General features: G+C 43.6%; 18 protein-coding genes. 13 read left to right on the plus strand and 5 right to left on the minus strand.

The features are described from left to right. Nucleotides 1-175 precede the first annotated feature (175 nt). The gene (gene slrA / locus H7F27_RS01735) at nucleotides 176-334 is read right to left on the minus strand and encodes a transcriptional regulator SlrA (RefSeq protein ID WP_024123297.1); all 159 of its coding nucleotides are present in this window, start codon (nucleotides 332-334) and stop codon (nucleotides 176-178) included. A 353-nt stretch (nucleotides 335-687) separates the two neighbouring features. Between slrA and H7F27_RS01740 the strand changes: the two genes are divergently transcribed. The 4 genes from H7F27_RS01740 (at nucleotide 688) to galT (ending at nucleotide 4,560) form a co-directional block, all read left to right on the plus strand. Continuing rightward, nucleotides 688-1,359, plus strand: coding sequence for a TetR/AcrR family transcriptional regulator (locus H7F27_RS01740; RefSeq protein ID WP_095712734.1), 672 nt, complete (start codon nucleotides 688-690; stop codon nucleotides 1,357-1,359). A 17-nt stretch (nucleotides 1,360-1,376) separates the two neighbouring features. After that, nucleotides 1,377-1,760, plus strand: coding sequence for a GtrA family protein (locus H7F27_RS01745; protein ID WP_024123295.1), 384 nt, complete (start codon nucleotides 1,377-1,379; stop codon nucleotides 1,758-1,760). Between the two features lie 82 nt (nucleotides 1,761-1,842). Further along, on the plus strand, nucleotides 1,843-3,015 hold the full coding sequence (locus H7F27_RS01750) for a galactokinase (RefSeq protein WP_185848477.1): 1,173 nt from the start codon (nucleotides 1,843-1,845) through the stop codon (nucleotides 3,013-3,015). 3 nt (nucleotides 3,016-3,018) lie between these two features. Beyond that, the gene (gene galT / locus H7F27_RS01755; RefSeq protein ID WP_185848478.1) at nucleotides 3,019-4,560 is read left to right on the plus strand and encodes a UDP-glucose--hexose-1-phosphate uridylyltransferase; all 1,542 of its coding nucleotides are present in this window, start codon (nucleotides 3,019-3,021) and stop codon (nucleotides 4,558-4,560) included. A 62-nt stretch (nucleotides 4,561-4,622) separates the two neighbouring features. Here galT and H7F27_RS01760 read toward each other — a convergent pair whose 3' ends face one another. Then, a complete protein-coding gene (locus H7F27_RS01760) occupies nucleotides 4,623-4,868 on the minus strand; it encodes a GlsB/YeaQ/YmgE family stress response membrane protein (RefSeq protein WP_010332356.1) in 246 nt (81 codons plus the stop codon). A gap of 517 nt (nucleotides 4,869-5,385) precedes the next feature. Here H7F27_RS01760 and qoxA point away from each other — a divergent pair. The 4 genes from qoxA to qoxD are packed head-to-tail and all read left to right on the plus strand — an operon-like array spanning nucleotide 5,386 to nucleotide 9,332. Then, entirely contained in the window at nucleotides 5,386-6,351 is a 966-nt protein-coding gene (gene qoxA / locus H7F27_RS01765; RefSeq protein ID WP_081638380.1) for a cytochrome aa3 quinol oxidase subunit II, read from the plus strand. A gap of 27 nt (nucleotides 6,352-6,378) precedes the next feature. Further along, complete coding sequence (qoxB, locus tag H7F27_RS01770; protein ID WP_010332354.1) at nucleotides 6,379-8,328, plus strand: cytochrome aa3 quinol oxidase subunit I; 1,950 nt, start codon at nucleotides 6,379-6,381, stop codon at nucleotides 8,326-8,328. Between the two features lie 13 nt (nucleotides 8,329-8,341). Next, nucleotides 8,342-8,956: a cytochrome aa3 quinol oxidase subunit III gene (gene qoxC / locus H7F27_RS01775; RefSeq protein ID WP_003236031.1), complete on the plus strand. Its 615-nt coding sequence runs from the start codon at nucleotides 8,342-8,344 to the stop codon at nucleotides 8,954-8,956. Between the two features lies 1 nt (nucleotide 8,957). Continuing rightward, entirely contained in the window at nucleotides 8,958-9,332 is a 375-nt protein-coding gene (qoxD, locus tag H7F27_RS01780) for a cytochrome aa3 quinol oxidase subunit IV (RefSeq protein ID WP_095712737.1), read from the plus strand. Between the two features lie 40 nt (nucleotides 9,333-9,372). On the opposite strand, the gene ywcE is transcribed toward qoxD, so the two are convergent. Next, complete coding sequence (gene ywcE / locus H7F27_RS01785; RefSeq protein ID WP_081638379.1) at nucleotides 9,373-9,639, minus strand: spore morphogenesis/germination protein YwcE; 267 nt, start codon at nucleotides 9,637-9,639, stop codon at nucleotides 9,373-9,375. 531 nt (nucleotides 9,640-10,170) lie between these two features. On the opposite strand from ywcE, the gene rodA reads away from it, so the two are divergent. The 3 genes from rodA (at nucleotide 10,171) to H7F27_RS01800 (ending at nucleotide 13,387) form a co-directional block, all read left to right on the plus strand. Beyond that, on the plus strand, nucleotides 10,171-11,352 hold the full coding sequence (gene rodA, locus H7F27_RS01790; protein WP_024123289.1) for a cell shape-determining peptidoglycan glycosyltransferase RodA: 1,182 nt from the start codon (nucleotides 10,171-10,173) through the stop codon (nucleotides 11,350-11,352). A 103-nt stretch (nucleotides 11,353-11,455) separates the two neighbouring features. Beyond that, entirely contained in the window at nucleotides 11,456-12,205 is a 750-nt protein-coding gene (gene nfsA / locus H7F27_RS01795; protein WP_185848479.1) for an oxygen-insensitive NADPH nitroreductase, read from the plus strand. Nucleotides 12,206-12,382: 177 nt separating this feature from the next. Then, nucleotides 12,383-13,387, plus strand: a complete 1,005-nt coding sequence (locus tag H7F27_RS01800) for an LLM class flavin-dependent oxidoreductase (RefSeq protein ID WP_185848480.1) — start codon at nucleotides 12,383-12,385, stop codon at nucleotides 13,385-13,387. A gap of 57 nt (nucleotides 13,388-13,444) precedes the next feature. Here H7F27_RS01800 and H7F27_RS01805 read toward each other — a convergent pair whose 3' ends face one another. After that, complete coding sequence (locus H7F27_RS01805; RefSeq protein ID WP_185848481.1) at nucleotides 13,445-15,865, minus strand: S8 family peptidase; 2,421 nt, start codon at nucleotides 15,863-15,865, stop codon at nucleotides 13,445-13,447. Between the two features lie 529 nt (nucleotides 15,866-16,394). Here H7F27_RS01805 and H7F27_RS01810 point away from each other — a divergent pair. After that, on the plus strand, nucleotides 16,395-16,697 hold the full coding sequence (locus H7F27_RS01810; RefSeq protein WP_185848482.1) for a hypothetical protein: 303 nt from the start codon (nucleotides 16,395-16,397) through the stop codon (nucleotides 16,695-16,697). 42 nt (nucleotides 16,698-16,739) lie between these two features. Then, on the plus strand, nucleotides 16,740-17,570 hold the full coding sequence (gene sacT, locus H7F27_RS01815) for a sac operon transcriptional antiterminator SacT (RefSeq protein WP_185848483.1): 831 nt from the start codon (nucleotides 16,740-16,742) through the stop codon (nucleotides 17,568-17,570). Nucleotides 17,571-17,608: 38 nt separating this feature from the next. Here sacT and H7F27_RS01820 read toward each other — a convergent pair whose 3' ends face one another. Next, on the minus strand, nucleotides 17,609-18,376 hold the full coding sequence (locus H7F27_RS01820) for a formate/nitrite transporter family protein (protein WP_185848484.1): 768 nt from the start codon (nucleotides 18,374-18,376) through the stop codon (nucleotides 17,609-17,611). Nucleotides 18,377-18,669 lie beyond the last annotated feature (293 nt).

Raw genomic sequence — 18,669 nt, forward strand, 5'->3', positions numbered from 1 at the left:
TATGACAATGCATGTGCCAAGAGGTGACCGCATCACCAGCTGTCTGTCATATTTTAGGCTGAAACACCGTTTGTCCTCAAAATCGGCGCAGTATATAAGCTATCGAATAGAGGAAATGGTGAAAACTCAGATCAGATGATAGAAAAGCCAGAGGTAAAAGATCCGCCTGTCCGGATTAGTCTTGGCGGACGGTTTTTTTGTGATTGGTTTTCCTCATCGCTGTTTCAGATTCTAAAAACTGCCTCACATCATGAATGCCTAACCCAATGGATCTAGCTTCTTGAATCAACAAATGCCAATCTTTGTCCAAATCTTTTTTAACTTGAGTTTTCATAGTAACCTCCAATTGTATAAAATGTTTTCCTGCAACATCCTGGCAATAAAAGGCAAGCCGGTGCGATGATGAGGCGAGTACAACAAATTTCACACATAGTTGCTCGGTGTTCACAAACTGAAGGAAAAATCACCTACCTATTCCCTAAAAAAATGACTAATATAACCAATGGACCTTATTTATAATAATAAACAATTAAATACTGACTGGATAGTATGTAAATGAAAATAAATCCTATTGCCTATTAAATATGACCCCTTAACAACCGAATAGCATACCTCTGGAAAGAAATAAATACCGCAAAAGATTGATCCGGTGTAAGATAAGGGTAATCATACCGGCTGGAGAAAAATATGAAAAAAAACAAATTTCAAATTAAAAGAGAGCAAACATTTGAAAAATTTATAGAGGCTGGCTTGAATCTATTGATTGACCGAGCGTATGACCCTGTGTCTGTAGAAGAAATCAGCAGAGCTGCCGGGTACAGTAAAGGCGCATTTTATGTTCATTTTGACAACATGGAAGACTTCCTGCAGCATATCTTCGAAAATCATCAAATGAAAAAACAGATTATCATCGGCTACCTGGATGAAATCGAGCGGACATCTGCGAAACCGCTGACGCTGCATGAGGCTGCAAAACATGCCGCAGAGCTGCTGTTTTCTTACTACAAAAATAAACCATCATGGGACATCACCTCGTTTGCAATGAATATGCCGACCTTTAAAGCTGTCCAAAAATGCAAGGCTTATGTAGGGCTATACGAATTGTGGGTGGAAGAAAATACTTCATATATTCATTGGCTGAAGGAGAGAAAGCTGGTTGACGACAGTATTGATCCTGTATATACGGCTAAAATAATATGTGCGGTGCTTGACGGAATCATCAAACAATCGCGTGTATTGGGCCATCCGGCCACATTCCGCAGCTTTTTTGACGCGCTTTCCGTTTTTGTTACTTTTAACCGCGAATACGCAAAGCTAAGAAATTTGAAAAGTTTTTCAGAAAGCGAGGAACATCAGTGAAGTATAGAGAAATGATTATGTATATCATTATGGGAGTTTTCACGACAATCGTGAATATCGCCAGCTTTTATATATTGGTAGAGATCATGAATGTGGATTATAAAGCTGCTACAGTAGCCGCTTGGATTTTGTCTGTTCTGTTTGCTTACATCACAAATAAAGTATATGTGTTTCAGCAGAAGACAGATGACCTGCAAAGCCTGCTGAAAGAGCTCACTGCCTTTTTCAGCGTTCGGGTGCTGTCTCTCGGCATAGACCTTGGCATGATGATCATCCTTGTCGGACAGTTCCATACAAATGAAACGCTGGCCAAAATACTCGACAATGCGGTGATTGTTGTCGTCAACTATGTCGCAAGCAAATGGCTCGTCTTTAAAAAGACAAAAGAAGAAGGGGTATGACAAGGGCGGCAGCATATGATCTTCCGTTTTCGTTACAGAAAGACCGGGAAACAAAAAATAAAAACCATGAAAGGTGATGCACATGCGGGAAGAATTGAAGGGGATATTTGCAAGTGTATTCGGAGAGAAAGAGGGATTACGGTTTTTTTTCGCACCGGGAAGAGTGAATCTGATTGGAGAACATACGGATTATAACGGCGGGCACGTGTTTCCGTGCGCGCTGACCATGGGTACATATGCTGCTGTTGCAGAAAGAAAAGACGGGCTGGTCAGATTGTATTCGGACAACTTTCAGGAAGCCGGCATAAAGGAATGCAATCTTGACGGCATCCGTTTTCAAAAAGAAGATGACTGGGCCAATTATCCGAAAGGCATCATATATGAATTTCAGCAAAGGGGTTATTCGATTCCGCATGGCTTTGACATCGTGTTTTCAGGGAATATTCCAAACGGGGCAGGGCTTTCATCTTCCGCTTCCATTGAGCTGCTGATGGCGGTCGTGCTCCAAAGCTATTTTCATCCTCAACTCGATGCGCTGGAGCTTGTCAAAATGGCGCAGCATGCGGAAAACACATTTATCGGTGTCAATTGCGGAATTATGGATCAATTCGCAATCGGAATGGGGAAAGAACATCATGCGATGCTTCTGAACTGCGATACGCTGGACTATGAATATAGCAAACTCGATGTCTCCGGGCTTGCGCTGGTTATTGCGAACACGAACAAAAAAAGGACATTGGCGGACTCAAGCTATAATGCGAGACGCCAAGAGTGCAGTGACGCGTTGCTGGATCTGCAAAAGGAGCTCGACATTACATCACTTGGCGACATCAAGCCTTCTGACTTCGACGCCCACTCTGGCCTGATCCAAAATGAAACGAACAGACGCCGCGCAAAGCACGCCGTATATGAAAACCACCGCGCCATCAAGACCGCCGACATGTTTAAAGAAAACAATATTCAGGAAATCGGGCGGTTAATGAAGGAATCCCACCTTTCATTGAAGGATGATTACGAGGTGACATGCCCGGAACTCGATGAGCTCGTATTTGCAGCGTGGGAGCAAGAAGGAGTGATCGGCTCAAGAATGACGGGAGCGGGTTTCGGCGGCTGCACGATCAGTATTGTAAAGGATGAATTTGTTGATGACTTTATCCAAAAGGTTGGAGACAGGTATCAAGAAAAAACAGGCCTCAAAGCTGATTTTTATGTCGCTGATATTGGTGAAGGAGCGAGAGAGCTAAAGGGGGAGTGACACATGAGCATTTTTGAACATCTGGAACAGCTGATCGAGTATGGGCTGGAACGAAAACTGATATCGATTTGGGATCAGGAATACACGAGAAACCGACTTTATGAAGCGCTGGACATCAAACATCCCCAGCCGGTCTCAAGCACACTCATTAAGCAGAGCAAGCGTCTTCCTGACTTGCTTTCTCCCATTTACAAGTGGGCGGCAGAAACCGGCCGTATAGAAGCAAATACAGACACCTATCGAGATTTGCTCAGTGCAAAGCTGATGGGCTGTTTTGTCCCGCCTCCGTCTGAGGTCATCCGCAAGTTTGAAGAGACAAAGGCGTTATACGGACCGAAACAGGCGACAAAAGAGTTTTATCAGTATGCAGAGGATGTCTATTATATCAGGTCTGACAGAATCGCCAAAAACGTTCATTGGACGGTGCCGACCGAATATGGCGAGCTGGAAATGACAATTAACCTGTCAAAGCCTGAAAAGGACCCGAAGGCGATTGCGGCTGCCAAAGAACAGACGCAGACGGATTATCCTCCGTGTGTGCTTTGTAAGGAAAATGTCGGCTTTGAGGGAAGTGTGAACCATCCGGCCCGGCAGAATCACAGAATTATTCCTGTTATTCTCAGAGACGAGCAATGGTATTTGCAGTTCTCGCCATACGTGTATTATCCGGAGCATTGCATCGTTTTAAAGGGTGAGCATGAACCGATGGAGATCAGCAAAAAGGCGTTTGAAAGACTGCTCTCATTCCTCGGGCAATATCCGCATTATTTTATCGGATCAAACGCAGACCTGCCGATTGTCGGAGGCAGCATTCTAAGCCACGACCATTTTCAAGGCGGGGCGCACGATTTTCCGATGGCGCGTGCCGAAATGACGGACAGATATGAATTAAACAGTTATCCCGGCGTGTCACTGGGCTTAGTGAAATGGCCGATGTCTGTGCTCAGGCTTCAGGGAGATGATCCGCATATTGTCGCTGACGCAGCGGACCATATATTCCGTGCATGGCAGCAATATTCAGATGAAAAAGCCGGCATAGCCGCCTTCACAGGGGATACGCCACATAATACGGTCACACCGATTGCAAGACGCAGGGGAGGCTCATATGAACTCGACATCGTGCTGAGAAACAATCGGACGGATGAGGAGCATCCATTAGGAATCTTCCATCCTCATCAGGAGGTTCATCATATTAAAAAAGAAAATATCGGCCTGATTGAGGTTATGGGCTTAGCGATTTTGCCGGGCCGTTTACAGGAAGAAATGAAAGCAACGGCAGCGTCCCTGTGCTCTGCTGATCCGAAAACAGCATTAGAAGAAAATGAGCTGACGGCTAAACATAAGGATTGGGCTCTTCGTCTGATGGAAAGAAGAACCATAACAAAAGGGAATGCGGAACAGGTTATAAAAGAAGAGCTTGGCCATGTATTCGCACGCATTCTTGAACATGCCGGCGTATTTAAACAGACACCCGAAGGAAAACAGGCCTTCAAAAGGTTTATCCATTGTTTAGGCGTCAAACAAGTAAAAAGCCTCAACCGTTAAGGGAGAGGCTTTTTACTATTGAAAAAAGAGCCCAAAACGTGACGCTTTGGGCTCTTTTGCTCTTATCCTCTTTTTCTTGCTAAGAGGCTTACTAGAAATACAACAATGGCTGAACCGATAATCGCCGGGATAATGGCAAATCCGGCAAGGTGCGGTCCCCATGTTCCAAGCAGCCCGTGGCCGATCCAGGCACCGATAAGACCTGCGATCATCGACCCGATAATTCCTCCGGGCATATCTCCTTTTACAAACAGGCTGCCAACCCATCCGATAATAATAGCGACGATAAGTGAAATTATGAAACTCATCATGCAACACATCCTATTTTAAATTTATTTGCTTATATCATTCCTCCTTTTTGTATAAGATAAACAATTGAATGTGCTAATAAAAAAGCGGGATCAGTTCAGAGCATATCGCCGCTCTATTCAGCCTTTTCTTTCAATATTGGTTGCGTTAAAATGGTAATCGTGTGAAAAGGTGCTAGGCAAGGAAAAATTAATTCCCTTGTAGAATGTTTAACAAAATGAAATTTTTGATTGACCTTGGTTTTTTATTGTGGTAAACCTTTATTTGTCAGTAGAATTAGTTCTTCATCATCTTTCTTTACTTATATGCGGAAATAACTAGAAACTTTTCATCTTAAGCGATAGATATGAATAAAGTTGGAGCAATTTTTGTCGATTTTATGACATTTAAGCGAAAATGGGCTGAAGTTTATAAAAAAATAAAGCTAATAAGTGAAGTTTTTGATAGCATAACAAAGTAGAGAAAAGATTTTGAGGAAGTATGCACTTCAGATTTATTACATCAATAGGAAGGATGGTGATCTTCTTGTTCAGAGCAATAAAACCGTTACTTGTATTAGCGCTGTTAACTGTGGTTTTCGTCCTTGGGGGATGCAGCAATGCCTCAGTACTAGATCCGAAAGGGCCTGTGGCTGATCAGCAAAGTGATTTAATCCTGTTATCTATCGGATTTATGCTGTTTATTGTCGGGGTCGTCTTTGTTCTATTTACCATTATTTTAGTAAAATACCGCGACCGTAAAGGCAAAGATAATGGATCTTATAACCCAGAAATTCACGGTAACACGTTCTTAGAAGTAGTCTGGACAGTGATCCCAATTTTAATCGTCATCGCACTTTCTGTGCCAACCGTACAGACGATATATTCGTTAGAAAAAGCTCCTGAAGCAACAAAGGATAAAGAGCCTCTTGTTGTTTACGCTACTTCGGTAGACTGGAAATGGGTATTCAGCTACCCTGAACAGGATATTGAAACGGTCAACTACTTAAACATTCCTGTCGACCGCCCGATCTTGTTTAAAATCTCATCTGCAGATTCAATGGCATCGCTATGGATTCCTCAGCTTGGAGGACAAAAATACGCGATGGCAGGAATGCTGATGGATCAATACTTACAGGCTGATGAAGTGGGAACTTATGAAGGCCGCAACGCGAACTTTACAGGTGAACATTTTGCCGACCAAGAGTTTGATGTGAATGCTGTAACAGAAAAAGACTTTAACAGCTGGGTGAAAAAGACTCAAAATGAGGCTCCTAAGCTGACAAAAGAGAAGTATGATCAATTGATGCTTCCTGAAAATGTGGACGAATTAACGTTCTCTTCTACTCACTTAAAATACGTTGATCACGGACAAGACGCAGAATACGCGATGGAGGCCCGCAAACGCCTTGGCTATCAAGCCGTTTCACCGCACTCTAAAACAGATCCGTTTGAAAACGTAAAGGAAAATGAATTTAAGAAGTCTGATGATACAGAAGAATGATATTGATCAGGAAAGGAGGAAGCCCGCATGAAATTTAAATGGGATGAATTTTTTGTAACAGGTGACCCATTAATTCTGGGCGCACAAGTTTCCATTGCACTATCTACCATCGCCATCATTGTTGTACTTACCTACTTCAAGAAATGGAAATGGCTCTGGTCTGAATGGATAACAACTGTTGACCACAAAAAACTCGGAATCATGTATATTATCTCTGCTGTAATTATGTTATTCCGCGGCGGTGTCGACGGTTTGATGATGCGTGCCCAGCTAGCGCTTCCGAATAACAGTTTTTTAGACTCAAACCACTATAATGAAATTTTTACGACTCACGGTACGATCATGATTATCTTCATGGCGATGCCGTTTTTAATCGGTCTTATTAACGTTGTTGTACCTCTTCAAATCGGTGCTCGCGACGTTGCATTTCCTTACTTGAACAACCTGAGCTTCTGGACGTTCTTCGTAGGGGCTATGCTTTTCAATATTTCTTTCGTTATCGGAGGTTCTCCGAACGCAGGCTGGACAAGTTATATGCCGCTTGCAAGTAACGACATGAGCCCTGGGCCGGGTGAGAACTACTACCTCCTCGGACTTCAGATTGCCGGTATCGGTACCCTGATGACAGGGATCAACTTTATGGTCACAATCTTAAAAATGAGAACAAAAGGCATGACACTGATGCGTATGCCAATGTTCACATGGACAACACTGATCACAATGGTTATTATCGTGTTTGCTTTCCCTGTGCTTACAGTAGCTTTAGCACTATTATCATTTGATCGTTTGTTCGGCGCTCACTTTTTCACACTGGAAGCAGGCGGTATGCCGATGCTTTGGGCCAACTTGTTCTGGATTTGGGGACATCCTGAAGTATATATCGTTATTCTTCCGGCGTTCGGTATTTTCTCAGAAATTATCTCAAGCTTTGCAAGAAAACAATTGTTTGGTTACAAAGCGATGGTTGGTTCTATTATCGCCATCTCCGTATTGAGTTTCTTAGTTTGGACTCACCACTTCTTCACAATGGGGAACAGTGCGTCCGTTAACTCATTCTTCTCAATTACGACAATGGCAATCTCGATTCCGACCGGGGTTAAAATCTTTAACTGGCTCTTTACAATGTATAAAGGCCGAATCAGCTTTACAACGCCTATGCTGTGGGCGCTTGCGTTCATTCCTAACTTCGTTATCGGCGGGGTTACAGGGGTTATGCTTGCGATGGCAGCAGCGGATTATCAATACCATAATACGTACTTCCTGGTATCTCACTTCCACTACGTGCTGATCGCGGGTACTGTATTTGCTTGTTTCGCAGGATTTATTTTCTGGTATCCAAAAATGTTCGGCCACAAACTGAACGAAAAAATCGGAAAATGGTTCTTCTGGATCTTTATGATCGGGTTCAATATTTGTTTCTTCCCGCAATATTTCTTGGGGCTTCAAGGCATGCCTCGCCGTATTTACACATACGGACCGAATGACGGCTGGACAACATTGAACTTTATCTCAACAGTCGGAGCTTTCATGATGGGTGTAGGATTCTTAATCCTTTGCTATAACATCTACTACAGCTTCCGTTACTCTACTCGTGAAATCAGCGGAGATTCATGGGGTGTGGGACGTACGCTTGATTGGGCGACTTCATCTGCGATTCCGCCGCACTACAACTTTGCGGTGCTTCCTGAAGTCAAATCTCAAGATGCATTCCTGCATATGAAAGAAGAAAAAACTGAATTATACCCTGAAAGCAAATTCAAGAAAATCCATATGCCAAGCAACTCAGGCAGACCGTTCTTTATGTCTGTTGCCTTCGGTATCGCCGGCTTTGGACTTGTCTTTGAATGGTACTGGATGGGCGTAGTCGGATTGATCGGAGTCCTGCTCTGCATGGTTCTGCGTTCATTCGAATACGACAATGGCTACTACGTTAGTGTTGATGAAATAAAAGAGACGGAAAGAAAGATTTCCGAATAAGGAGGCGTGAGTTATGGAACATGCAGAACACGGCAATTCTAACGCGCCTATGGAATATCAATCTGAAACCGGCAGACTTAATATTCTCGGGTTTTGGATCTTTTTAGGGGCAGAAATTGTGTTGTTCTCAACACTATTTGCAACCTTCTTCGTTCTTCAAAACAGAACAGCAGGAGGTGTCTTACCGGACGAACTGTTTGAAGTGAATCTGGTAATGATTATGACGTTCTTGCTGCTTATCAGCAGCTTTACCTGCGGGATCGCTGTTCATGAAATGCGCCGCGGAAGTTTAAAAGGCGTAGTCATTTGGACAATTATTACTCTTCTTCTCGGCGCCGGCTTCGTCGGTTGTGAGATCAACGAGTTTGTCCACTATGTACATGAAGGAGCATCTCTCGGTACAAGTGCGTTCTGGTCTGGATTCTTTGTTTTACTTGGAACTCACGGAACTCACGTAACAATCGGTATTTTCTGGATTACAGGAATTCTGATTCAGTTGAAGAAACGCGGCTTAACTCCGCAAACTTCATCTAAAATCTTTATCTCAAGCTTGTACTGGCACTTCTTAGATGTTGTATGGATTTTCATCTTTACAGGTGTCTATCTCATGGGATTGGGGGGTCTGTAAAATGGCAAACAAATCTGCTGAACACAGTCACTTTCCATGGAAGCACATTGTAGGTTTTGCACTGTCTATTGTTTTGACCCTGCTGGCTCTATGGGTTGCAGTGTATACTGACCTGAGCTCATCAGCAAAACTTTGGATCATTTTCGGCTTCGCCTTCATTCAGGCGGCGCTCCAGCTTCTCATGTTCATGCACATGACAGAGAGCGAAAATGGCGGTATCCAAGTCGGAAACACGCTGTTCGGATTCTTCGGTGCGATCGTTATCGTGCTTGGATCCATCTGGATTTTCGCGGCCCACTATCATCACGGTGACCATATGGACGGAAATCCTCCTGGAGGCGCTGAACACTCAGAGCACTCAGGCCACAACAAATAAGCAAAAACCCTCTTCGTCAGAAGAGGGTTTTTTTGCTGTTTCAGCTGCTGCTTCGCTTTCTGCGAAGATAAGGAAGGCCATAAATGATAAAAGCTGCGATATGAGCGACAATGACGTTGACGGCAAACAGGATAATCATGAGAGTGTGTCCGAGTGGAGAAAGGCTTTCTGTTGCGTAAAAGAAGAAGAATACCCACATTAAAATAATTGGCGGAATAGCAGAGAGTGCGACTTTTTTGTTATCGAGCCAAATAAAGAGGGGAGTAGCGCTGGCAACCAATAAATAAGCAAAAAACATGTCCATCATACCCGTCTCCTTTCATTTTGTGACAGCGTTTACAAAAATGAAGTAGAGGAAATGAATTGTGTCTGTTTTGTGGTTGTTTTGTGAACATTTTGTTACAATTATTATACCATGTTTTCCAGAAATTGATACAGGTATTTGCAGAAATGGTCTGGCACTATTGCCTTATTTTTTATCGCCAATCCGCTAGGAGAATGTATGGAAACCGTGAATGGAACAGTTTGTTTACTTAGGCATTGGTTTTCTGGGAACTTGATATACGATAGGAACATTCAATAAATCTTTGAGCAAATCAACTTATTTAATAAGAGGCTGCATTCATAACCCTTGAGAAATAGGGTTTTTTTCATATGAAAAGTTTTGTGTCAATCGAAACATTTCGGTTTATGATACGTCATATTTCGTGTAGCTGAAAAAGCGGCGCAAATGCGCGCAAAAAACAAAAAAGGAAACGAGCTTCACGTGTCATCTTGAACGTGGTTCATGTATAATAAACATTAGTGATTTTCCGATGAAAATGTAAGGCGGGATAGAATGAGTCGATATAAGAAACAGCAAAGCCCCTTTTATCAGGGGGATTTGATTTTTATATTTGGTGTGTTTTTTATCATAAGCGTAGTATCAATTTATGCTGCCGGTCAGTTTGGGCAGTATGGGAATACGGATTGGATACAGCAAATTGTGTTTTATTTTTTGGGGGCTGTTGCCATTACAGTTCTTCTGTATTTTGATTTAGAACAGCTTGAAAAATTAAGTTTATATATTTTTATCATTGGTATTTTATCTTTGATTATTCTTAAAATCAGCCCTGAGTCCATTGCACCTGTCATTAAAGGAGCAAAAAGTTGGTTTAGAATTGGAAGAATAACTATACAGCCGTCAGAGTTTATGAAGGTTGGTTTGATTATGATGATTGCGTCAGTCATCGGAAAAGCTAACCCTAAAGGAGTTCGGACGCTTAGAGATGATATTCACCTTTTATTAAAGATTGCGGGTGTAGCTGTTATCCCTGTTGGTCTTATCCTGATGCAAGATGCTGGGACGGCGGGAATATGTATGTTTATCGTTCTTGTAATGGTTTTTATGTCAGGGATAAATTGGAAGTTGATCACGATCATTGCCGGTTCAGGTATCCTATTCATTTCACTCATTTTATTAGTCATGATTAACTTTCCTGACGTTGCTAAATCAGTTGGGATACAGGATTATCAAATTAAGCGGGTCACTTCTTGGGTTTCTGATTCAAGTGAGACGCAGGAAGATGCAAATAGCAGCTGGCAGGTTGATCAAGCTATCATGGCTATAGGATCTGGTGGCATTATAGGAAATGGTATTTCTGATTTAAAGGTTTATGTTCCGGAAAGTACGACTGACTTCATTTTTTCTATAATAGGTGAATCATTTGGCTTTTTAGGCTGTGCCTTTGTTGTTATCATGTTCTTCTTCTTAATCTATAGACTTGTTGTTTTGATTGACAAGATCCATCCATTCAACCGTTTTGCTTCTTTCTTTTGCGTAGGTTATACGGCGTTAATTGTTATCCACACATTCCAGAATATCGGGATGAATATCGGTATTATGCCTGTTACCGGGATTCCGCTGCTGTTTGTCAGCTATGGGGGTAGCTCGACGCTTGCCACGTTAATCGGTTTCGGTATTGTGTATAATGCGAGTGTTCAGTTGACGAGATACAGAAGTTATTTGTTTAATTCATAAAATGCAGACAGCCTCTAAAGGGCTGTCTTTTTTTGTTTCAGAGCATTTCACTTTTGACTTCACTTTTTTTGGGATATGATAAACAGATAAGGAGGTCCTTGTGATGAACAACACAATTGAAACCATTTTAAACCATCGGTCGATCCGATCTTTTACTGATCAGCTTCTGACAGCTGAGGAAATTGATACATTAGTGAAAAGCGCGCAGGCTGCGCCTACGTCCAGCTATGTGCAGGCTTATTCGATTATCGGTGTTTCCGATCCGGAGAAAAAGCGTGAACTGTCTGTGCTTGCGGGGAATCAGCCTTATGTAGAACATAACGGGCACTTTTTTGTGTTTTGTGCGGACTTGTACCGACATCAAAAACTGGCTGAAGAAAAAGGCGAACCTATTTCTGAGCTGCTGGAAAATACGGAAATGTTTATGGTCAGTTTAATTGATGCTGCGCTTGCGGCTCAAAATATGAGCATCGCCGCAGAATCAATGGGGCTTGGCATATGTTATATCGGAGGCATTCGGAATGAACTGGACAAGGTGACAGAGGTGCTGCAAACGCCTGACCATGTGCTCCCGCTTTTTGGCCTGGCTGTAGGACACCCTGCCAACCTATCCGGCAAAAAACCGAGATTGCCGAAGCAGGCTGTATATCATGAAAATACCTATAACGTGAATGACGATGATTTTCGTAAACATATGAGTGCATATGACAAAACCATTTCTGATTATTATAGAGAAAGAACAAATGGTCAGCGGGTGGAAACGTGGTCTGACCAAATTCTGAACTTTATGAAGCAGAAACCGCGTACGTACTTAAATGAATATGTGAAAGAAAAAGGTTTTAATAAGAACTAAATGTGAAACCTCTCCGCTGGCGGAGAGGTTTTTATGTTTCACGTGTAACATATTCCGACAAATAGAGACAAGATGACCAAATAAATGACGATTGATCGGGGGACACTGATGAACAGTGTGAGCGGCTTAGAAGAAAAAATAATGGATCAGTGATACGATGAGGACGAGGTGGTAGGGATGTTATCATTAAGTATATTAGATCAATCTCCGGTGTCCGAGGGAAGCTCTGCAGAAACGGCATTACGGGAAACCGTTGAGCTTGCCCAGGCGGCTGAGGATCTTGGGTATAAGAGATTTTGGGTTTCAGAGCATCACTTTTCAAAGCGTCTGGCAGGGTCCAGTCCAGAGGTGCTGATCAGCCACATTGCGGCGAAAACGAACCGGATCAGGGTGGGATCAGGAGGTGTCATGCTGCCGCACTACAGTGCCTATAAAGTAGCTGAGAATTTCCGTGTGCTGGAGGGGCTGACACCGGGAAGAATTGATCTCGGCCTAGGCAGAGCGCCGGGAGGAATGCCGATTGCATCTTGGGCGCTGAATGACGGCGGGAAACGCAATGCCGATCAGTACCCGCAGCAAATCAAGGAGCTGACGATGTATTTGCATGATTTGGCGGATGACAGTCACCGGTTTCCTAATTTAACGGCTGCGCCGCATATTTCAACTGCGCCTGATGTGTGGCTGCTCGGTTCATCTGGAGAAAGCGCGCTGCTCGCCGCTGAATCGGGTGCCGGCTATATGTTTGCCCATTTTATCAATGGCGAGGGCGGGGAGGATACGGTCAGACAATATATGAGACGATTTAAGCCGTCTGTGTTAGGAGAAACACCTCGGGCGGCAGTTGCTGTTTTTGTTCTATGTGCGGATACAGCGGAGAAAGCGGAGCAGCTGGGGGCAGTGCTTGATTTTACTCTCTTGGCGGGTGAGCAGGGCATTCCTTTAGAAGGCGTTCCTGATTATGAGGCTGTCCGGCAAAATACGTACTCTCCTTATGAACAAAGACGAATTGCTGATAACAGAAACCGAATGATTGTCGGTACGAAAAAACAGGTCAAGGAACAGCTGATGTCCTTGAGTAAGGCTTATGGTACAGAGGAAATCATGGCGGTAACCATTACGAACCGATTTGAGGATAAACTTCATTCTTATCGCCTTTTACAGGAGGCGTTTGCTGAGGCATGAAGCCGCTAAAGCCTGCATGAAAAAAGCCCCGCCGATGTTTCTCGGCAGGGCTGCTTTTTATTCAACAGTAAACGGCTCTTCAGTCAGAACCTGGCTTGATTTGCCTTTGTTCGCTGCATAGGCGAGCATATAATATTCACCGGCTGGGAGCTTTGTGCCCCCATTGATCGTGCCGTCCCAGTCAAAGTACTGATAGCCCTTATCTTGGTTTTTATAAATGCCGGCTTGGCCTGCAAAGTCAAGGTTGCTGTCATAGACGAGAAATGCCAGCTCTTCCGCTCCCGCAGGAAGGTAGGTTTCAATTTCATAGGTGCCTTGTTCAGAGCCCTCATTAACTGAGACAGACGTTACCCTCGGATAATCCGGCTCTTTTACGATCAGCAATGTAGGAACCTTGGCGACGGTTTTTCCGCCTTCTCTAACGATGACTGTTCCTTCATAGGTGCCTGCTTTTGTTTTCTTTGTGTCGACCTTTACTTTTGCAGTGGCTTTTCCGGTTTTATGAGCCGGAATCACAACACGGCTTGTGCCGGATGTGGAAATGCCGCTTCCGTTAAATGAGTATTCTAGCGTGTATGATTTTCTAATGGAAGATTGATTTTCAATTGTAAAGGTTTCTTTTTTCGTTTCGGTTCCTTTTTCCTTCAAAAATGTGCCGTACGAGTAGCTTCCCGGTGTGACGAACGAGTCGGCTTTGATCGCGTTCATAATTCTTGCGCTGCCTGCGCCTTGAGCGTTATGCGGATAGACTTCTCCGTCGCCATCCTTTAATGTGACGGCGGTATTCATGATGGCAGCCTTGATCTGTTCAACGCTCCATTTCGGTTTAGCTTGTTTGATAACGGCAACCGCTCCGGCAATATGAGGTGATGCCATGCTTGTTCCTTGTTTTGACCCGTAGCCATATGGATTGTCAGGATCATGTGTCGGAATGGTGCTGACGATATTGACGCCTGGCGCGGAAATATCCGGCTTAATCATCCACGTGTCCATCACAGGGCCGCGGGATGAGAAATCGGCAACCTGTTCACCGAGCGCTTTTGAGACCGTCAACTTGAATGTTGCTTTTGTCTCGCCTGCTTTCATGGCGCTGATGAGTTTTTCGCCGTCTTCTAATGAAAGCTTAATCGTTGGTACTGACATGCCTGGCACATTGGCTTCAACTTCTCCGGACAGGTTGTTATACACAACCATGCCGATGGCGCCTGCTTTTTTTGCGTTATCTGCTTTATCCACAAAAGCAATGCTGCCCCGTTTGACGAGTGCCACTTTGCCTTTCAGATCTTTTCCTTCAAAGTCCTTTTCTTCGCCGAGGCCAGCGTCGACAAGCTCAACCTCTTTATTGTGAAGCGCCTTGACGTCCTCTTCTTTGTCATAGCCCATGACTTTTGCTGAAGAGTAAGAGCCGAATGAGACGGCGTATTCATTGAGCGGGAGCTGCGTTGCGCCGACAGAAATCGCTTCTCTGGATGTGCCTGGCGATCCGACTGTCCAGCCGTTTGGTCCGCTGTTGCCATTTGATGTAACGGCGACAACGCCTTCTGACATGGCCCAGTCAAGCGCTGTGCTCGTCGCCCAATCCGGGTTGTTTAACGAGTTTCCGAGAGACAGGTTCATCACATCTGCTCCGTCCTGAACTGCACGTTCTACACCGGCGATGACGTTTTCTGTTGTGCCGCTTCCTCCCGGTCCGAGAACGCGGTAAGCGAGAAGTGTTGCATCAGGCGCTACGCCTTTAATCGTACCGTTTGCAGCGACAGTTCCGGCCACGTGTGTTCCATGGTCAGTGGCTCCGCCTCTTGGATCGCCTGTCGGTGTTTCTTTCGGATCGTAATCATTGTCTACAAAATCGTATCCTTTATATTGTCCGAAGTTTTTCTTCAGATCAGGGTGATTGTACTCAACCCCTGTATCAATAACAGCCACTTTGACGCCTTTCCCTGTGTAGCCTAAATCCCATGCATCATTTGCTCCGATATATGGCGCGCTGTCATCCATTTGCGGAGAGACAGCGTCCTCGGAGATGGTGATGTCTTGCTCCTTGATATTGTCTGTTTTGTAAGTGACGTTCGGGTACACAGCTTTAACGTCATCTACTGCTAGAAGTTTTGGAATTTCATTAGCTGGAAGCTTCATAGAAAATCCGGAGAATACCTGCTCATATTCTCGTTTTACTTTTCCGTTTTTCACCGCTTTCACGGCTTTATTTTTTGCTTTTGAGCGGGCGTTTTTGAGCTTGCTTTTCGTTTGGTTTACTCCCGCTTCTTTCGCCTCTGCTAAGGATTTTTCTTTTAATTCCACAATCACCGTTGTTTGTTTGCTTGTTGTCATGTCAATATCACCGAATACCTCGGCCTTTTCCAGATTCGCCGATCCTTTTGAAGAAACCGGTGCTGCCTGTACACCTGTAATGCCTGTGGATAACGTAAAGAATAAAACCAAACCTAGAAGCAGAAAACGAATAATCCCGTTTTTCAATGTGTTTCCCCCTTTGTGTTTAGAAAAAGTGTTAAATATCTAGTATATATTTCTTGAAAATTCAAAAAAATCCTTGTGTCATTTGGACCATTTATTGGATTTTGGTTGTGTATAAGGAAGGAGTTATACACAGAACCCTGTGTATAAGTGAATAAAGCTGTGTATATATATAGTTGGGAATATATGTTCTTATACAAAATATAGATGGGGTTTGTGGACATGTGGATATCTCTTGTGATTAAGTTGTTCTTATCTTTGGGATAACTTGTGTATAAACTTTTTAAAGCCGTTCTCCAATTTTCATTTCATTTCTTTCAGCTTTCAACAAAACTTCTTAAAACTAGTTTGTTTTTTCACTCATATTGTGACAAAGAATTCTCTTTCCACGGTCTATCATAGAGTCATGAGTTTTGCTAGAGCTGCTAGTTTGCGAGAAAAGAAATCGGCCGTCTTTTCCTGTGAGCTGCGGCTGAAAAAACGGGCTGCTAAAAAGGCTGCCTGCCAAAAAGAAGCGGAGGGATGTTTTTCTATGAAACGTTTGTTTGTATCTTTACGGGTGTGGATGGTCTTTTTGATGAACTGGGTGGCGCCGGACCGAAAACATGCGGCTGCCGCTATTTATTCGGCTCAGCGTACATATCAAAGAAAAGCGGCGGTGCAAGCCGCAGGACTGGTTTCGTTTTATGAATGGCGGATGGCTGTGAATGACGAAGAAAAACAGAAAGCGAAAGCCGCCGCTCTCTATAAAAGAAGATGTCTGCAAGCCTTCAAGGAATCGCCAAAGCAGGAGAGGGCCGGCCCGCAGCTTTACATGGCGGTCAAAAGGAGGTAAAATCCCAGTCATAAAAGCTAATTTGGCGGGAGAGAGAGCCTCTTGAAAATCTATAAGGTATTAAACAACAATGCGGCTTTAATCAAAGAGGATGATCAGGAAAAAATCGTTATGGGTCCGGGCATCGCTTTTCAAAAAAAGAAAAATGATCTCATCCCTATGAATAAAGTAGAAAAGATTTTTGTCGTGCACGACGAGAATGAAAAATTTAAACAAATCCTGCAAACACTGCCTGAGGAGCATATTGACATAGCTGAGGAAATCATCAGCTATGCGGAAGGGGAGCTCGCGGCGCCGCTGAGCGACCATGTTCATATCGCGCTTTCTGACCATTTGTCCTTTGCGATCGAAAGGATTCAAAATGGGCTGCTTGTGCAAAATAAATTATTGCATGAGATAAAGGCGCTCTATAAAAAAGAATACGAGATCGGCCTGTGGGCGATCGGACATGTAAAAGAGACATTGGGCGTGTCTCTGCCTGAAGATGAAGCGGGTTATATTGCCCTTCACATCCATACGGCAAAGATGGATGCAGAGAGTATGTATTCAGCGCTGAAGCATACGACGATGATAAAAGAAATGATAGAGAAAATAGAAAACTACTTTAATCGAAAGGTGGATGAAAACAGCATTTCCTATCAACGCCTTGTCACGCATTTGCGATACGCGGTCAGCCGGTTGGAATCAAATGAAGCGTTTCATGCCATGGACGAAGAGATGCTTTATTTCATCCAAAAAAAGTATTCATTTGCCTATCAATGTGCGCTGGAGCTGGCGGAGTTTCTGAAAAATGAATATCAATTACATTTGCCGGAGTCCGAGGCCGGCTATATCACGCTGCATGTCCAGCGTCTTCAAGATCTCTCGGAATAACCGCTTTGACTTGCAGGGAGTGATCTCTGGAAGTTTTTTTATTGATCGGCATTCAGCATGTGATACATCCAGCCCATCATCACAATTCCTGCGGCCAGATTGCCGAGTGTAACAGGAATTAAGTTTCTGGCTGCTCCCGCCAGTGTGACTGTATCAGGGTGATCGATCAAAAGTGAGATCGCAAATGTGCACATATTGGCAATGCTGTGTTCAAAACCGGAAATAAAAAAGCAGAAAACGAAAAGCATCATGGCAAACAGCTTTGCCCCTTCTCCTTTGAGAGACATCGGAATGAAAAAAGCGAGACATACAAGCCAATTGCACAGCATTCCTCGGAAAAACAGCTCTGAGGCAGGCGGCTCTATCTTGTGCTCTGCCAGATGAATCAAAAAGGAATGGGATGCCCCCTCGAAAAGCCCGGTTGCGCTGATAAGAATCGCAAACAAAACGGCTCCGATCAAATTGCCGGTATAGCTGAAAACCCACAGGTACAGGGTGTCGCGCCAGCGGATTCTTTTCCGGAGTGCGGTATAAGTGAAATAAAAGGTGTTGCCGGTGAATAAATCCCCGCCTCCGTAGGCAATTAATACAATAGCAGCTCCAAATGTCACAGCGGCAGCCGGGAAGGCAAACGGTGAGTCGGCAATAGAGAAATAGCTGCCTGTTTTGCTTGCGGCTGTAATGCCAAAACCGATAAACATGCTGGCCAAAATGGATCTGAGCAAATAACGGATTTTGCTTGAAACGAATATGTTTTGTTTTCTTAAAGCATACTGTTCAACCTTTTGCAATGCTTGAGTTTCCATTGTCTTTTCCTGCTTTCTTTGATAGATGAGCATAGTATAGCACGATATTGTGAAGTATTTCACAATTAATATTTACGACTTTTTGTCTAAATGTTTTACATCACTTTTTATCTAAAAAAACAGTTGACGAAAACGCTGTCATCAATTATGATGAAAGCGTATTCTTTATTCGAATAAGCGGGATTGTGACTGGTAAAGCAGGCAAGACCTAAAATTTGCGTAAATGAAAAAGGATCGTTGTGTCCTTTATTCGTTGGCGAATTTTAGGTCTTTTTTGTTTATAAAAGGGGGAG

This window comes from Bacillus sp. PAMC26543 (assembly GCF_014250375.1).
Classification (GTDB): Bacteria; Bacillota; Bacilli; order Bacillales; family Bacillaceae; genus Bacillus; species Bacillus halotolerans.

Excerpts from the sequence above, each read along its gene's own strand:
- rodA (WP_024123289.1), top strand. The coding sequence starts at position 10,171 with ATGAGTCGATATAAGAAACAGCAAAGCCCCTTTTATCAGGGGGATTTG.
- H7F27_RS01740 (WP_095712734.1), top strand. The coding sequence starts at position 688 with ATGAAAAAAAACAAATTTCAAATTAAAAGAGAGCAAACATTTGAAAAA.
- H7F27_RS01820 (WP_185848484.1), bottom strand. The coding sequence starts at position 18,376 with ATGGAAACTCAAGCATTGCAAAAGGTTGAACAGTATGCTTTAAGAAAA.
- qoxB (WP_010332354.1), top strand. The coding sequence starts at position 6,379 with ATGAAATTTAAATGGGATGAATTTTTTGTAACAGGTGACCCATTAATT.
- H7F27_RS01745 (WP_024123295.1), top strand. The coding sequence starts at position 1,377 with ATGTATATCATTATGGGAGTTTTCACGACAATCGTGAATATCGCCAGC.
- qoxD (WP_095712737.1), top strand. The coding sequence starts at position 8,958 with ATGGCAAACAAATCTGCTGAACACAGTCACTTTCCATGGAAGCACATT.
- qoxC (WP_003236031.1), top strand. The coding sequence starts at position 8,342 with ATGGAACATGCAGAACACGGCAATTCTAACGCGCCTATGGAATATCAA.
- galT (WP_185848478.1), top strand. The coding sequence starts at position 3,019 with ATGAGCATTTTTGAACATCTGGAACAGCTGATCGAGTATGGGCTGGAA.
- nfsA (WP_185848479.1), top strand. The coding sequence starts at position 11,456 with ATGAACAACACAATTGAAACCATTTTAAACCATCGGTCGATCCGATCT.
- H7F27_RS01810 (WP_185848482.1), top strand. The coding sequence starts at position 16,395 with ATGAAACGTTTGTTTGTATCTTTACGGGTGTGGATGGTCTTTTTGATG.
- H7F27_RS01760 (WP_010332356.1), bottom strand. The coding sequence starts at position 4,868 with ATGAGTTTCATAATTTCACTTATCGTCGCTATTATTATCGGATGGGTT.
- slrA (WP_024123297.1), bottom strand. The coding sequence starts at position 334 with ATGAAAACTCAAGTTAAAAAAGATTTGGACAAAGATTGGCATTTGTTG.
- ywcE (WP_081638379.1), bottom strand. The coding sequence starts at position 9,639 with ATGATGGACATGTTTTTTGCTTATTTATTGGTTGCCAGCGCTACTCCC.
- H7F27_RS01800 (WP_185848480.1), top strand. The coding sequence starts at position 12,383 with ATGTTATCATTAAGTATATTAGATCAATCTCCGGTGTCCGAGGGAAGC.
- H7F27_RS01750 (WP_185848477.1), top strand. The coding sequence starts at position 1,843 with ATGCGGGAAGAATTGAAGGGGATATTTGCAAGTGTATTCGGAGAGAAA.